Below are 16,293 nucleotides of genomic sequence, written 5' to 3' on the forward strand. Positions count from 1 at the left end.
GATTTTCCGTTCCTTCGTATACTGAACTTAGTTTGGAATTTATTGGAGGTCATCAGATGTCATTGTTTCAAGAAAAGTTACGCAGTCAAAATACCGCAGCTTCACCATCCGGAAAGAGTTCACCGGTTCAGCCAGCCGATTACACAGCCGAATTACTCACACATTTAAATGAACTCTTCTATAAATCCATTGTGGAGTTTCAACAAAATCAACTGACAGGAGAAATGATTGAAACAACAAATCATTGGCTCTCTGCATTAAAGGAACCGCTTTTAGCCGCTCCCCTACACCGGGAATTAACTTCGTCTGCGGCTCTGCCTGTACAATATGAACGATCACTGAGAGCTTGGGACTTAATTGCACCGGGTCAAGAAAATCAAGAAAAACTGTTGCATCACTTGATTGATGAATTATCGACAGCTCAATCTGCAGACTGGATGGTTAGTTTTACCCGCCATTCTGGAATTCAAGCTCTGGTCCCTTCGCTTCAAGAAGCAGAACGTATCCATAAGCCGATTCGTATTTTGACTTCATTTTATATGAACATTACAGAAGCCAAGGCATTACGCACCCTGATGCAGTTTAAAAATATCGAGATTAAAATTTATGAACCAATCAAAAAAAATCAAGCGTTCCATCCAAAAGCATATTTATTTACACGGGAAACTGATTTACACAGTGCGATCATCGGTTCGTCCAATTTATCAAAGTCTGCTTTAACAAATGGATTAGAATGGAATGTGCGAATTCCCCATTCTCCTCTCACCTCTTTAGTTTCTCAGGCACAAATACTATTTAATAATCTCTGGAACAGTGACGAAGCAATTCCCTGCACCTCTGCTATTTTAGATCAATATGAGCAACACCATCTAGATTCTCCGAAGATCAGACAGTTTGTTGTGAATGATCGCGTTGCAGAACCGTCTGTTGAATACGAAGTGATTCAGCCAAATGAAATGCAGCTTCCGGCTTTGGAACAATTACACCGCTTGCGATTAAAGCACCAAACAAAAGCCATGGTCATTGCAGCGACCGGAACAGGAAAAACATATTTGGCTGCTTTCGACGTCAAACAGTTTGTAGCTAAACGTGTTCTGTTTGTCGCCCATCGCGGAAAACTTTTGTCTCAAGCTGAAGAAACATTTAAGAAAATCTTTACGGATACTCATGCTACGTTTGGTCGCTATCAGGCGAATCAAAAAGATCTCGATAAACAATTTACGTTTGCGACCATTCAAACCTTTTCAAAAGAAACCCATTTGGAACAATTTGATCCCAATACCTTTGATTACATCATTATTGATGAGTTCCACCATGCAGCGTCCGAGTCTTATCAAAAAATTCTCAACTATTTCACACCACAATTTTTACTCGGGATTACGGCAACGCCGGAACGAATGGATGGATTAAACATCTTTAAGTTGGTCGACCACAACGTTGCGTACGAAATTCGATTATATGATGCTCTGGCCCAAGACTTATTAACGCCGTTCCATTACTTTGGTATTCAAGATGATGAAGCCATTGATTACGAAGCCATTCCGCAAAAAAATGGATTATACATTGAAAAAGATTTAGTGGAAGCACTCGAACGTTCTTCTCGGACGGAATATATTCTCGAGATGATGACCAAATTTGGTCACAGCGGTAAAAATCAGGTCGGTCTCGGCTTTTGTGTCAATATTGATCATGCGGAATACATGGCTGCCGAGTTTAACCGGCACCAAATCGAGTCATTGGCCATCACAAGTAAACAAACGGAATTAGAACGGGAACAAGCCATTCAACGGCTGGAAGATGATCGGGATCCGTTATCGTTTATCTTTACAGTCGATCTCTTTAATGAAGGTGTCGATATTCCCAAAATTAATGTCATGCTGTTTTTACGTCCAACAGAATCTCCAACCATCTTTATTCAGCAACTCGGTCGCGGCTTGCGGAAACATGAATCCAAAGAATACGTCACGATTTTAGATTTCATCGGTAACAGTCAACGAGCTTTTGTCGCACCGCTTGTGTTATCCGGTCAGCAATCTTTCCATTCGATCGACCGGTATCATGTAGCGAATGCTGTTCAAAATCATTTTCCGATTTTGCCTGAAGGATCTTTAGCGATTTTAGATCGTGTGACAGAAACATTTATCATTGAACAAATGAAAAAAATTGAGTTCTCGGCCAGTAAACAGTTGCGTGAAAGTTACCAGCGTCTTATGACCATGATCGGCGACACACCGTCATTAAATGATTTGGTCACGCATCCGGATGCTCCCGCCATTGAAACCATTATTCAACAGTGGAAAAGTGTCCTGCGATTAAAACAACTGGAAAAAGTAGCAACCGATGAAGAAGTCGCTTTGTTGCTTAATCCGGATACACGACGTGTGCTTCAACATCTCGAAAGTTGGTTCCCGATCCGTGAACCATTCAGCTTGTTGATGGTTCAATTGCTGTTCAACCAGCAAACCATTTCCGCTGATGATGTCATTCGAGCGACAGTAAGCCGCTTTGCCGTTTTACCGGAAGCCTTAACACATCGTTTGCCTTTGATTCAGCATTTATTCAATCGCTGGTCTACTTCTTTAAAACATGATCGGATTATTTTGCTCGTGGAATCTGCCGCTGGTGAATATACATTATCGGAAGAGATGACCCGGATTTTAGCCTTGTCACCAGAGTTAGTCGACTATTTGCAGGAGCTGATTCAAGCTGGTCTCCACTCATTTGAGCAACTTTCCGGAGGTGAACACTGGTTGACTAGCCGTCAATCGCTGATTTCGAGAATGACATACAGTCGGTCTGTCATCCAGCGATTATTACAATCTCCAAGCCAGGAAGGTTCATGGCGTGAAGGTGTCGCTCAGGCCGGAAATGATTATGTATTATTCGTTAATTTACACAAAAATGAATCGATTGAAGATCAGTTGAATTATCAAGACTACTTTATTGATAAAGATCATTTCCATTGGCAATCCCAAAGTATTGCTACAGCTCACGGAAAAGCAGGGGAGCTGTACCGCCACCACGAAGAACGCGGAATCAAGATTCATCTGTTTATACGCAAGGCTGAAAAAGAACAAGGCCGGTCCTTACCGTTTACGTACTTCGGTGAACTGATTCATAAACACAGTCACGGATCTAAACCGATTAATGTTGAATGGATTTTAAAAGAACCTTTAACTAGCGAAGAATTTATTTCGTGGAAAAAGCTTTCATGATTTTTTCAACAGCTGGTACATCAGCCGGCGCCCAGTTCAAAGAATTTAACTGTTTGACGGGTACCCAGCGTAATTCGGCATGTTCCAGTGCTTCCGGTGCACCCGATACAATCGTTGATTGAAAAGTCGATAACTCAACAATCACTTTTTCATATTCGTACCGTGTCGTTTCAATGTGATCGCCTACTTGAATCGTACAATTTAATTCTTCCTGAATTTCGCGGTAAAGAGACTCTTCAGGACGTTCACCCGGTTCAATTTTCCCACCCGGAAACTCCCAAAGGTTCGGTAATGACATGACAGGGCTTCGAAGAGCACACAGAATTTCGTTTTTTGAATTAGTCACTACTGCACCTACAACGGAAATCGTCTTTTTTGACATGCTGTTCATCCTCTCTTTAATCAATCATTTATGTCTATCCTAAACTACGACTCGTAAAAAAGGATCACTTCTTTCATGCGACTCCTACAGGAAAAAGCGCAGGAATCTGCGCTGTCAGAGACAAATAAGACCCGATTCTCGATTCCATGGAATCGAGAATTCTGGCTTATGTCTCGCCTGAGGAAAGCGCATGGAAAAGAAGCGATTCTTTTTTTACAAAAGTTATCCACACACTAGCAGCTATTTGGGTCAATCTTTTTTTATTCAAATTATCCACATGTGGATAACTTTCCATATGCTATACTTTTACTACTTATCCACAACTAGAAATGAGGAACTTATGTGCCACGTGAAATTTATCCGGTCGTCGTTAAAACGACGGCCATCGAACAAATTACAAACGGACAACCGCTTCTGTACAAAGAACTGTTTCAAAAGAGCAATCATCTAAAAGAAGCCGGTGCCTTGCTCCGGCTGACAACAGAAGATAAAGAATACCTTGCGACCGGTTACTTTGGCAAGCAGGAAAAAGGTCTTGGCTGGTTACTTTCAACCGATGAACTGCAAGACATCGACGAAACTTTTTTCAAAGAAAAAATCGAGGTTGCCCTCGATCGTCGAAATGATTTTTTTGAAAATGATTTGATTGATACGTTCCGGGTCTTCAACGGTTCCGGCGACGGCATCGGTGGACTGACGATCGATTGTTTTGATCATCATTACTTAATCACGTTTGAGAACGAAGGCATCTATTCCTTTAAGCAGGATATCGTCTCGGCTCTCGAGTCACTCATTCATTTTAAGAGTATTTACGAAAAACGGGCTTTCCAAATAGATGGTCAACCTGTTAAAGGGGATGATTTCTTAGCCGGTGAACGTGGTGACTTCCCGGAAGTCCTGCAAGAAAACGGTCTACCGTTGTTGTACCATCTGGATGCCGGCATGCGCACCGGACTCGATATCCAACAACGCGAACTCCGTTCGATCGTCAAAGAACATGCCACAGACCGACGTGTCCTGAATCTCTTTTCGGATACCGGTACGTTGACAGCATCGGCATTGCTCGGCGGTGCAACTGAAACAACGAGTGTCGATTTCTCGACCCGGAGCCGTAATAAGACAATCGAACAACTCGAGCTGCATCAACTGGATCCGGCGACACAAACGATCCTTGTGCAGGATGCCTTTGATTACATCGATCAAGCAGACAAAAAAACACGGTTTGACTTTGTCATCGTTCATCCACCGGCGCTCGTCAAAACACAGGCACGTCATTTCCGGGCCGAAGTCGATTTGACGGCATTGATTCAACAGACGATTCATATGACGCATCGTGGCGGATTGTTGCTCGTGACGACGGATTGTCCGCTGTTTGATCAAGTCCGGTTTATGAAGATGGTCGATCAAGCCTTCAAAAAACTTCGCCAAACGTACGACATCATTTGGGAAAGTACACCGTTACCTGATTTTCCAGAACACCCTTCTTTGAAAGAAGTCACATTAAAATCGGTTTTAGTTCGCCGTAAATAATCAATAATCCAACGATTCTGCTGATGAAAAAACCATCAGCAGAATTTTTTTGGGATTAAAAGGAAAAGTATAATGAATAGCGAATCATTACTCTTAGGAAAAATAAACACTCACGTAGTGATACTCACTTTTCCAAAATGTGACCGTTGATCAAAGAGGTGATACGCAGCATTTAAAGCATCAATCTCACGTGACACGTGCTCTTCGATCACGAGATCAATGACTCCATCCGCTACGAGTTGCACGACTTCTGCCAAATGCTTTTTTTGACGTAACATCTCTTCCTCTTTCCCTTTCAGTAATGGAAGGGCAACAAACACAGCTTCGAGCGTCAATGCCTTACTGTGCATCGGCGTCAAATCCTGTGTCGTCCGCGTTGCGATAGAGATGATTTTGCCACGTTCTTTTGCGAGGATGAAGGACTCTTGCAAATGATCTCCTCCGACCGTATCGATGATGACATCAAATCCGTCATGACCAAGACGTTTTAAAAGTTGTTCGGCTGATTCTTCCCGGTAACGGTGTGGACGAATCCCATGCTCGTCCAGCCACGTTGCTTTTTCATCATTTGCCGCACTTGCCGTCACGTCACACCCATAGTGTTTGGCGAGTTGTCCGACAAGATGTCCGACACCACCTGTGCCACCAGCTACATACAATCGCATGCCCGGCTGAACGGCTGCCCGTTCCTTCAATACTTCCATCGCTGTCAGACTGATGACCGGCAAACACCCTGCAGTCGCAACATCAAGATTTTTCGGTCTGTGGACCGCCATCTGTTCCGGAACCAGCATTTGCTCCGCCAGTGCTCCAGATCGGTTTCCCAGTCCACCGCCAAAGGCAATGACGTGATCGCCGACAGAAAAAGACGTCACACTCTCCCCAATTTCAATGATTGTCCCCGTAACATCTCCCTGGAGAATTCCAGTTGACGGAGCTGCTGCCACATGACCAAAAAACATCTTTGTGTCCAGTGGATTTAAGCTCGTCCCTTCGACTTTGATCTTTAAATCGTAGTTCCCTGTTTGATCGAGTGTGACGTCTTTTTCTGTTAGCGCAGCGTCCTTCCCGTATTGTTCGACGACAAATGCTTTCATTTTAAATCCCCCTTTTTTTTCATCATCAGTTTAACTAAATTTAGCGATTCATCTCCCACCTCTAAGCGTACCGGGGCGAAGCCCAGCGTAGGTGGGAGATGAATCGCTCGTCTTGGTAAGAATACAATTATTTGATACAATCAGTATAACTCATCAAAAGGACTGATATATCAATGAAAATGGATACAAATAAACATTCAGTCTTTCTTCTGAATTATCATCTTGTCCTCGTCGTGAAATACAGACGAAAAGTGATCGATGACGCCATCTCGGAGTTCGCGAGACAGACCTTCGAACGAATCGGCGCGTCGTATCATATCACGCTGAATGAGTGGAATCATGACGGCGATCATCTCCATGTGCTGTTCAAAGCACACCCGAACACGGAGATGTCAAAGTTTCTGAACGCTTACAAGAGCGCAAGCAGCCGACTGATCAAACGAGACTTTCCGCATGTCAAGAAACAACTATGGAAAGAAATGTTTTGGTCTCGAAGTTATTGTCTAGTGACGACCGGAGGTGCGACAAGCGACGTCATCAGACACTATATCGAAAAACAAGGGAAGGAGTGATCACTTTGCTGAAGGCGTATAAGTTTCGACTCTATCCGACGAAACCCCAACAAGAATATTTCATGAAGACGTTCGGTTGTGTCCGTTTCGTCTACAATAAGATGCTCGAAGAGCGGATTCGACTGTATGAAGACTCGAAGCTCAACTCTGGCGCAAAGCAAAAGCTCCCAACCCCAGCGAAGTACAAGCCTGAATTCCCTTTCCTCAAAGAAGTCGACAGTCTTTCTCTTGCGAACGCTCAGATGGACTTGAACAGGGCGTACCAAAACTTTTTTCGGGATCAGTCTGTCGGATTTCCGAAATTCAAATCAAAGCATAACGACCGAGCCTCTTACACGACCAACAATCTGAAGGGAAGCATCCGCATCGAAGATCGTAAGGTGAAACTTCCTAAGATCGGTTTCGTGAAGTTGAAACAACATCGTCCGTTTGATGGTGTGATCAAGTCCGCGACGGTCTCGATGACGAAGACCCGGAAATTCTTCATCTCTATCCTTGTCGATCAAGCCGAAGAGCAATGGGTTCCAGCCAAGAATAAAGTAGGAATCGACCTTGGTTTGGAGCACTTCGCCATCATGACAAATGATGAGTGGGTTTCTGAGAAAGTTGACAATCCTCGTTTTCTTCGAAAGTCCGAAGAGAAGATCAAGAAGGCGCAACGCGCCTTGTCCCGCAAGAAAATCGGGAGTAAGAACCGAGAGAAGGCGAGGATGATCCTTGCTAAGAAGCATGAAAAGATTGCAAATCAACGTCAAGATTTTCTTCATAAGCTGTCGAAACGGATGGTTGACGATAACCAAGTCATCGTCGTCGAGACGCTCAAGTTGAAGAACATGATGAAGAACCATAAAATCGCCAAATCGATTGGAGATGTCAGTTGGTATGAGTTCGTCCGACAGTTAGGATACAAATGCACATTCTATGGGCGAACACTTATCAAAGCGGATCAATGGTACGCCTCTACTCAAATCTGTTCTTCTTGTGGAGTAAAAGGCGAGAAGAAAACGATCGATGTACGCGACTGGACGTGTACTTGCGGCGCTCATCATGACAGAGATATTAATGCGAGTATCAACTTGTTGCTGTTAGCAGACTGAAAACCCTTCAGGGTGGGAACCACCCGATGAGCTTGGTCAATAACCGTAGCTCGTAAAAGTACGATCTTCCCAAGAAGCTCCCACTTCAATTTGCGAAGCAAATAAGTGGTGAGTAGTTCACCATGATTCAGAATACTCTAACATTCTCGCTTCGTGATATGATGAAGTTACCTTAACTCAGAAAGGACGTTTTTTTCGTGAAACATGATTTGATTCGTCGTTTGACTACATATGCAAAAATCGATACCCAGTCGAACTACGCCAGTACAACCGTCCCGACAACCGAAGGACAATGGACGCTTGCTCGACTTCTCGTGGACGAACTGAAGGAAATTGGGATGAGTGACGTGACCGTTGATGCCAATGGATATGTCATGGCGACTCTCCCTTCAAACACGGATACCGACGTTCCAACGATTGGATTTTTAGCCCATCTCGATACGGCGACTGACTTTACGGGAACAAACGTTAATCCGCAAATCGTCGAAGAGTATGATGGCGAAGACTTGGTTCTCAACGCGACGCTCCCTGTCATCCTGTCACCAAAGGATTTTCCGGCGCTGAAAAACTATGTCGGACATACACTGATGACGACAGACGGGACGACTTTGCTTGGAGCAGATAATAAAGCTGGCATCGCCGAGATCATGACAGCGATGCACCACCTTATCATCCATCCGGAAATCAAACATGGTCGGATCCGGGTCGCGTTTACACCGGATGAAGAAATCGGTCGTGGTCCCCACCATTTTGATGTCGCGGCCTTTGATGCAAAGTTTGCTTATACAGTCGACGGTGGTCCACTCGGCGAACTCGAATATGAAAGCTTTAACGCCGCTGCGGCAGAAATCGTTTTCCATGGCACGAACGTCCATCCAGGGACGGCGAAAGACAAGATGGTCAATTCACAAAAACACGCGATGGCTTTCCAAAACCGGTTACCGGGTGACGAAGCTCCTGAATTTACGGATGGTTTCGAAGGGTTCTATCATCTAATCTCGTTTGAAGGATCGGTCGAAAAAACGACGGTCCAGTACATCATCCGTGATTTTGACCGCGCAAAATTCGAAGCCCGGAAACACTTCCTGACGGCTTTGGTCGAAGAATGGAACAAGAAATATGGCGCAGGAAGCGTTGAAATCAAACTGAACGATCAATACTACAACATGCGTGAAAAAATCGAGCCACACATGGAAATCGTTGATATCGCCCATGCGGCGATGGAGTCACGTGGTATCACACCAATCATCAAACCGATTCGTGGCGGGACGGACGGCTCTCAGCTCTCTTACATGGGACTTCCGACACCAAACATCTTTACGGGCGGCGAAAACTACCACGGAAAGTTTGAATTCATTTCCGTCGACAATATGGTCAAAGCAACAGAAGTTGTGGTTGCGATTGCCGAACGATTCGCTCAGTCGTCTAAATAAGATTGCTCAAGAAAAGCAGATTCTCGCCTCGAGAATCTGCTTTTTTCATCAAGAATGCTGTTGCTTCTTTAAACGATAGATGTATCCGAGCAGGAGAAAAATAATCAAGGTCGAGGCAATCATTAATTCTTTTGACCATTCTCCAATCAAGGAGTTTGAATTCTTTTCGATTTTTGGAATCTCCTCTTCCATTTGTTTTACTTGTTTTTCCGTCACCGTAAATTCATCGTTCCATATCCACGTCCGTTCTTTCCCCTCGACGCGAATCACCACTTGGTACGTGCCGGCTTTTAAAATCCCCATCGTCTCAATCGGCACCGTCATGTAGGTCGATGGTGCAAAGCGAACGTCCATTTCTTTTCGAACGATAACCTTTTTATTTTTCGAAATGACCGCTTCAAATTTCATCGGTTTCGTAATCGTTGCGGCTTGGTTCGCAAGCTTCACCAAAATGTTCGGGCGTGTCAGGTAGGATTTGGTTTGAATTCCTTCATACGTCAATTCAGGAGAGACGTCTTTAATCTCGGAACGGACCTTCAATCCGATGATATAGGCATGTCGGTTTTGAATCCCGATTGTATCTTCTTTTGTTTCGTTTTCGTCGAATTTTTTTTCGACTCGGATTCCTGCAAGAACGGTTCCGGTCAGTTCATTTGGAATTTGCAGGGGCAAAGAAACAACCTTCGATTCGCCGCCTTTGATGAAGATCGATTTCGTAGCTGGTCGAATCATTTCTGTTAAGGAAACAGGAGCAAGCGCAAGCGGTTTTTTCTGCTCATAGACGATTAATCCATTCCCATTCGTCGTCGCGTTGCGAATGGATGTTAAAAACGTTTGATCGTCCGAACCATGATTGTAGATCCGAACCCGGACATCCGTTTTTTGATTGGCCGCCATCCGTAAATCAAAGTACGTGACACCCGAGTCGACTTGAAATTCGTTTGGTATCGCTTCAATCGAAAAATTGACAGGCGCATCTGCTTTGACGAAAGATGGACTTCCTATACCGAATACAAGATACAATACGACAAAAAGACCACTAAGTCCCCACTTCTTCATCACTTTCACCCCTTATTCCATATCAATTCACGACATCAGAAATGGTCCATTCGAGGGTAGCCGTATGCGTTCCTTTAACTTGTGTATTGATCGGGACATCCAACGAGATATAGGTATTCGGTGCTTGTCCAACTAAATCTCCCGGCCAGTAAACTACCCATGTCGAAAACGTCCCGGCAGCTGAGGATAAAATCGTCGTTCCACTTGCTGCACCTGCTGTTAACTGAACGTTTTGTGTCGTTGGAGCTGAACCATCCGTCAAGCCAATCGCAGATTTAACGATTCCCGAACTAATTGACAGCTTCGCTCCGCTCAATGATTCATTTGAGGTTTCTGAGTTTATGAATTTACCAAGTTTCACTTTCATATCCCACTTGGAACGCAACGCGCGTCGATCGGTCACTTGCAGGAATGGTTTTTTATTCAGCGCTTGATACACTGCTGAATTGGTCGCAAGCGCTTCATGAGAACCGAAATTGAAATTTGGTGCATAGTCTAGAGTGAGAGGACCCGTTTGATTGGTTGGGGTAATTGCTCCGTCTTTGATCGGATCATACGGCTTTGTCGGGTCATCCGGGTCAACGATGACAGGAGCTTTATCGGTAGTAAAGGTAATCGTCGCCTGCGAGTTTCCAGTCGACGTCGTAGCCGCAAATACGGAAGTTGTTCCAAGCAGCAAAGCAACACTCATCAATACCGATGTCACAGCCAATTTTTTTCTCATCTCAGTTTCCCCCTCTTTTTAAGGCGCATTAATCAAACTCCACTGAATATCTGCACTGTACGTTGAAGGTGTAGCCTGTTTTCCTGTCAGATCGAGAATGATTCCTTCCTCTTTGGCATAGACGAGTGGTGATTGATTTTGGTTCGCTGTCATCTGTCCGGTTGCGACTTCAATCTCTGTTGCTTGCAATAGCTGTTTTTGAGTGGATGTCTTGAAATACAAAACATCTTTAAGAATATCCCCTTCCATACTGGTCATCGGGCGCGTTAGACTGGCTTGTAATCGCCAGTTATATCCGTTTGCGTTTTCGTGTGCAATTGAAATTGTCATCGGTGCGAGTCGAGAGATGATGGTTTCCCGTCCCGTCAACTCGCGACTGCCAAAATCAAGCGTCGGTGGCACGATCATGCTAAACGTTGGCCCTATGCCAAGTGTCGCTGTTGCCGTGTTACTACTTAATACATTTAAATCAATCAAACCATCGACCAAGGCACTCTTGAAGGTATATGTTTTATCAAGACCAACCGGTAATTTTCCGACTTTAAACGATAACGTGAAACGATCACTACTTAATACAGACAGCTTTAGTAAGGAAGTAACATCGGCGTAGATTTGATTGTTTGTCCGATCAATCACGGCTACAACATCAATCGTTCTTGTTCCGATTCCTAGTAATCCGCTATATCGATACTGGAGTTGAAGAGAATTCGTCTCGATGCTTTGCATCACCTCAGGTGGTAGTCGAAAGATAATATAGCCACTGGATAGATTGATATTCAAGAGACTCGAAACAGTGTTAATGAGTTCAATCGTCTTCGTCGTTGCATTGTACGTAGCACTTAAACTCGAGTTTCCTAGTAAAGCGACACCAGCAAGACGAGGCGAAACAACTGGTTGCTGTGTTGGTTTCTCTTTTTTAGGTGCTTCCGGGACTGGTAGTTCTTCCAGCGACGATTCCGTGTCTTTTGAGGGAAGTTGATTCTTCTCTTCGTTCAATTGATTTTCTGACGACGAAGGTTCAGCAATCGGAAATTCTTCATTCTCAGAAGCAGGAGGTTCAGGTAAATCAGGCTCATCCGAGTCAGAATTCTTTGGAATATCTTCCTTGGATGATGGAATATCGCTCTCAGGTGTGGGTGGTTCTGGGGTCATCGGGCTTTCATTCTCGGGTGTGGATAATTCAGGAGTCGTCTCGCTATCGGATGTGGATGGTTCTGGGGTCGTCGGGGAGTTGCTCTCAGGTGTGGAAGGCTGTACAGGCTCGTCCTTCTCTCGATCAGGTAGTGTGGTTACTACTTCTTCATTCGTTTCTTCCGTTGATTCCGTGTCTGGAACTGTCGCTTCTTCTTCTTGATCCTGCGTATTTGTTTGTTCAAGCAGTATTTCACATGTTTTCTTTTTTTCTAAACGTATAGAATCATCCGGCGATTCAGCCTCTCTCTCCAGTTCTTCTAATAATTTTTTACAAATTTCAATCGTTAACGGTTCTTCCACTTCCGTCTGATTCGTGACCGCCCGGCTTGAGTCGACCGGTAAGAACAGGGAACAAAGAAAAATTATGATTACAATGAGATTCGGAGAACAATTTTTATGCATGCATCTCTTCCCCTCCCATTTGACCTATTTCGTTAGACCTAGTTATATTATCGTTAATTTCCTTTTGAACAGGCAAATAAACCAATTAATGGGTATTTGAAAAATGTACTTTATAGATTTTTTTCTTGAAATATGATTTTAAGTGTCTATTGCTTGTTTTTCACTTTATTTTACTTTTTCAGAATTACAGTTTGTTTTTAAATTTGTAGCAAGAAAAATACGCCTTTCTGTCGAAAGGCGCATCGTTCGCTTATTTTTCTTCTGTTGTTGGTTGATCCTGAATCGGCAATTGGACCATGCTCCCTGAACCACTGACGAGCGGTGATTTTCCGTCCCATTTCTTGACGGCTTCGTACTGAATCATTTCTTCTGTTAATGTTTTTTGTAATTCTTTTTGAGCCTTGGCGAGCCCTTGCGCTTCAATGAGTCGAGCATCAGCTGCCCCCTTCGCTTCTACCCGCAACCGTTCTGCTTCTGCCTTTGCAATCGCAAGATCGGTCTTCTTTTTATCAAGTTCCTGTGAGGCTTTGACCCGCGCATCGATGGCTTCCTGCGTCTTCGCATCTGGTTTCGGCGCACCGAGTGCGACATCTTCGATGATGAACCCGATCTTTTTCACATCTTCCGCGAACTGTGTCTGAATGCTTGTCGAGACATTTCCGGACTGTTCTCCGAACAGCTCAAGGACCGTGACTTTTGAAATTTGCTCACGCGAGGCATCATAGAGACGTTGCTTTAAATAACCCGCAGCAATCTCATCAATTTCAATCGGACCAAATTTATTAAAGACTTCTGTTACTCGATCAGGCGAAACAGAAAAACTGTACGTGAAGTCGACGACGATGTTTTTCCCGTCTTTTGTCGCCAGTGTCATATTATCAAGTGACTTCGTTTGTGTCCGAATCGGATATTCGGTTACGCGCGTGATCGGTGACACGATATGCCAGCCTTGTGACAACGTCTCATCTTGAACACCACTCGATGGTTTATACACGACACCGACTTGACCTGGTTCGATTTGTTCGACGATGAATGGCGTCATTGCAAGCAGAGCGACGACGAGCACCCCCGCGATGATCATCGATGGTCGTATACGTTTTTTCGGTTTAATTTCTCTCATTTAGAATCCCCTTTATCAATTTTGTCTTGGATGTACTTGTACAGTTCAATGGCCAGCAAAACGATGAGTGCAAAAAATAATAATGTGAAAAGTGCTGCCATGCCGTCCTCCTCCTTTGTGAACTCCTTACTTCATCTTACGCTTCAGACTGGAAAATGTTTCATTTTGATTAAAAGCATGGTTGCTAATTTTCGCAATCCGGTCTAAGATGTAAAGAACTTTGTCCTTGAAACGAAGCGTATCATTTTGTGGTACACTCGTAACAGCACATCACACACTAGAAACGAGGGTTCATCTCTATATGATTACAGTACAAAACGTCGGTCTCCGCTTTGCGGACCGCAAATTATTCGAAGACGTCAACATCAAGTTCACACCAGGCAACTGCTACGGTCTCATCGGTGCAAACGGTGCCGGTAAATCAACGTTCCTTAAAATTCTTGCCGGCGATATCGAAGCGCAGCAAGGAGACGTCATCATCACACCGGGCGAACGCCTTGGTGTCCTGCGCCAGAATCACTACGAATATGAAGAGTTCCAAGTCATTGAAACTGTCATGATGGGACATAAACGTCTGTATGAAGTCATGAAAGAAAAAGATGCTATTTATATGAAAGAAAACTTCTCGGATGAAGACGGCATGCGTGCTGCTGAACTCGAAGGTGAATTCGCTGAAATGAACGGGTGGGAAGCAGAGTCGGAAGCGGCAATGCTTTTACAAGGTCTCGGAATCAAAGAAAACCTGCATACGAAAACAATGGCTGAGTTGACTGGTGGCGAGAAAGTCAAAGTCTTGCTTGCACAAGCTTTGTTCGGTAAGCCGGATATCCTGTTACTCGATGAGCCGACCAATGGTCTTGACTTGAAAGCCGTCAAATGGCTCGAAGAGTTCTTAATCGGATTTGAGAATACGGTCATCGTCATTTCCCACGACCGTCACTTCCTCAACAACGTGTGTACGCACATGGCCGATCTCGACTACGGAAAAATCCAACTCTACATCGGAAACTATGATTTCTGGTATGAGTCAAGTCAGCTCGCTTCACGTATGGCAGGCGACCAAAACAAGAAAAAAGAAGAAAAAATCAAAGAACTTCAAGCCTTTATCGCCCGTTTCAGCTCGAACGCCTCAAAAGCGAAACAAGCGACATCACGGAAGAAGTTGTTGGATAAGATCACACTCGACGACATCCGTCCGTCTTCACGCCGTTATCCGTTCGTCGGCTTCACACCGGAACGTGAAATCGGAAACGACCTGTTGATTGTTGATGGCATCTCGAAGACAATCGATGGCGTCAAAGTACTGGATAATGTTCGTTTCTCATTAAACAAAACGGATAAAGTCGTCTTTATCAGCCAAAATGACATTGCCATCACAACACTCTTTAAAATCCTCATGGGTGAAATCGAAGCGGACAGTGGGACTTTCAAATGGGGCGTCACGACGTCACAATCGTACTTGCCAAAAGATAACTCGGCATTCTTCGAAGGATCGGATAAAACAATCCTCGACTGGTTACGTCAGTATTCACCAGCCGATGAAAGCGACACGTTCCTCCGTGGTTTCCTCGGTCGCATGCTCTTCTCAGGTGAAGAAGTCATGAAAAAAGCGTCTGTTTTATCTGGGGGAGAGAAAGTCCGTTGTATGTTATCAAAAGCGATGCTCAGCGGCTCAAACGTTCTTGTTCTCGACGACCCGACGAATCACTTGGATCTTGAATCGATCACAGCCCTCAACGATGGCTTGATCGCTTATAAAGGGGCAATGCTCTTCAGCTCGCATGACCATCAGTTTGTTGAAACAATCGCAAACCGGATCATCGAATTGACGCCAAACGGTATCGTCGACAAAGAAACGACGTATGATGAATACCTCAACAATGACTCTGTCCAAGAACAATTATCAACGTTATATGCAACGAACTAATCAGTGAACAAGAGACCTGTCCTAGCGGATGAGGTCTCTTTTTTGTAGACTGAAGATATCATGCCCATCAGAGGAGGAAAACCTTTGCGTCACCGCGCCTGTGCAGCCTTAATCGAGAACGGTCGGATTCTGATGGTTCGTCTAGAGACAAACGATCGAAGTTTCTGGACGTTACCCGGAGGGGGTCTCGAGGCGAATGAAACCTTCGAACAATCCGTCGTTCGGGAAGTCAGAGAAGAAGCCAATCTCAAAGTCCGTGTCATTCGACCGTTGTATACGAAAATCGACTCATCCGGAAAGGAAGTCTGCTTTCTCGTCGAACGCGTTGATACAACAATTCCTTTAATCGGGTACGATCCCGAACGACCAATCAATCAACAAGTGCTGTCCGAAATTGACTGGCATCCTCTTACTGAAAGGAAGGACGACGTACAAGTCTCCAAAGTCTTGGCAGCTTTGAAAAACACGCCTTCTCTTCTTTTGTAAATAAAAGATTAACCAAGTGAAATGAAACTGTCCTGTTATGTTTACATCCTCTTCA

Annotated in this window: 13 protein-coding genes; 7 read left to right on the forward strand and 6 right to left on the reverse strand. The window is 44.4% G+C overall.

Features of this window, described 5'->3' with window-relative positions:
* Positions 1-56 precede the first annotated feature (56 nt).
* Complete coding sequence (locus tag ACHA8N_RS15230; RefSeq protein WP_393966213.1) at positions 57-3,215, forward strand: DUF3427 domain-containing protein; 3,159 nt, start codon at positions 57-59, stop codon at positions 3,213-3,215.
* Here ACHA8N_RS15230 and ACHA8N_RS15235 read toward each other — a convergent pair.
* A complete protein-coding gene (locus tag ACHA8N_RS15235; RefSeq protein WP_147512127.1) occupies positions 3,190-3,597 on the reverse strand; it encodes a (deoxy)nucleoside triphosphate pyrophosphohydrolase in 408 nt (135 codons plus the stop codon). The two genes, ACHA8N_RS15230 and ACHA8N_RS15235, sit on opposite strands and share 26 nt — an antisense overlap.
* A gap of 342 nt (positions 3,598-3,939) precedes the next feature.
* Here ACHA8N_RS15235 and ACHA8N_RS15240 point away from each other — a divergent pair, with 342 nt between their 5' ends.
* Positions 3,940-5,127: a class I SAM-dependent rRNA methyltransferase gene (locus ACHA8N_RS15240; RefSeq protein ID WP_393966214.1), complete on the forward strand. Its 1,188-nt coding sequence runs from the start codon at positions 3,940-3,942 to the stop codon at positions 5,125-5,127.
* A 110-nt stretch (positions 5,128-5,237) separates the two neighbouring features.
* On the opposite strand, the gene ACHA8N_RS15245 is transcribed toward ACHA8N_RS15240, so the two are convergent.
* Positions 5,238-6,224 (reverse strand): zinc-binding dehydrogenase, encoded by a 987-nt coding sequence (locus tag ACHA8N_RS15245; protein ID WP_393966215.1) that lies wholly within the window; start codon positions 6,222-6,224, stop codon positions 5,238-5,240.
* Positions 6,225-6,397: 173 nt separating this feature from the next.
* On the opposite strand from ACHA8N_RS15245, the gene tnpA reads away from it, so the two are divergent.
* The 3 genes from tnpA (at position 6,398) to pepT (ending at position 9,326) form a co-directional block, all read left to right on the forward strand.
* A complete protein-coding gene (tnpA, locus tag ACHA8N_RS15250) occupies positions 6,398-6,796 on the forward strand; it encodes an IS200/IS605 family transposase (RefSeq protein WP_393966216.1) in 399 nt (132 codons plus the stop codon).
* Between the two features lie 5 nt (positions 6,797-6,801).
* Positions 6,802-7,893 carry an IS200/IS605 family element RNA-guided endonuclease TnpB gene (tnpB, locus tag ACHA8N_RS15255; protein ID WP_393966217.1) on the forward strand — a complete coding sequence of 364 codons (1,092 nt, stop codon included), beginning with the start codon at positions 6,802-6,804 and terminating at the stop codon, positions 7,891-7,893.
* A 197-nt stretch (positions 7,894-8,090) separates the two neighbouring features.
* Positions 8,091-9,326 carry a peptidase T gene (gene pepT, locus ACHA8N_RS15260; protein WP_393966218.1) on the forward strand — a complete coding sequence of 412 codons (1,236 nt, stop codon included), beginning with the start codon at positions 8,091-8,093 and terminating at the stop codon, positions 9,324-9,326.
* Positions 9,327-9,374: 48 nt separating this feature from the next.
* Here pepT and ACHA8N_RS15265 read toward each other — a convergent pair whose 3' ends face one another.
* From ACHA8N_RS15265 to ACHA8N_RS15280, 4 genes are all read right to left on the reverse strand, one after another.
* Positions 9,375-10,385, reverse strand: coding sequence for a WxLIP family cell surface protein (locus ACHA8N_RS15265; protein WP_393966219.1), 1,011 nt, complete (start codon positions 10,383-10,385; stop codon positions 9,375-9,377).
* A 22-nt stretch (positions 10,386-10,407) separates the two neighbouring features.
* Positions 10,408-11,109, reverse strand: coding sequence for a WxL domain-containing protein (locus ACHA8N_RS15270; RefSeq protein WP_393966220.1), 702 nt, complete (start codon positions 11,107-11,109; stop codon positions 10,408-10,410).
* An 18-nt stretch (positions 11,110-11,127) separates the two neighbouring features.
* Complete coding sequence (locus ACHA8N_RS15275; RefSeq protein WP_393966221.1) at positions 11,128-12,705, reverse strand: hypothetical protein; 1,578 nt, start codon at positions 12,703-12,705, stop codon at positions 11,128-11,130.
* Between the two features lie 250 nt (positions 12,706-12,955).
* Positions 12,956-13,825, reverse strand: a complete 870-nt coding sequence (locus ACHA8N_RS15280; protein ID WP_147512135.1) for a prohibitin family protein — start codon at positions 13,823-13,825, stop codon at positions 12,956-12,958.
* A 301-nt stretch (positions 13,826-14,126) separates the two neighbouring features.
* On the opposite strand from ACHA8N_RS15280, the gene ACHA8N_RS15285 reads away from it, so the two are divergent.
* A complete protein-coding gene (locus ACHA8N_RS15285; protein WP_147512136.1) occupies positions 14,127-15,752 on the forward strand; it encodes an ABC-F family ATP-binding cassette domain-containing protein in 1,626 nt (541 codons plus the stop codon).
* 84 nt (positions 15,753-15,836) lie between these two features.
* Positions 15,837-16,238 (forward strand): NUDIX domain-containing protein, encoded by a 402-nt coding sequence (locus ACHA8N_RS15290; RefSeq protein ID WP_167498383.1) that lies wholly within the window; start codon positions 15,837-15,839, stop codon positions 16,236-16,238.
* Positions 16,239-16,293 lie beyond the last annotated feature (55 nt).

Source organism: Exiguobacterium sp. S22-S28 (assembly GCF_043359615.1).
GTDB lineage: Bacteria > Bacillota > Bacilli > Exiguobacteriales > Exiguobacteriaceae > Exiguobacterium_A.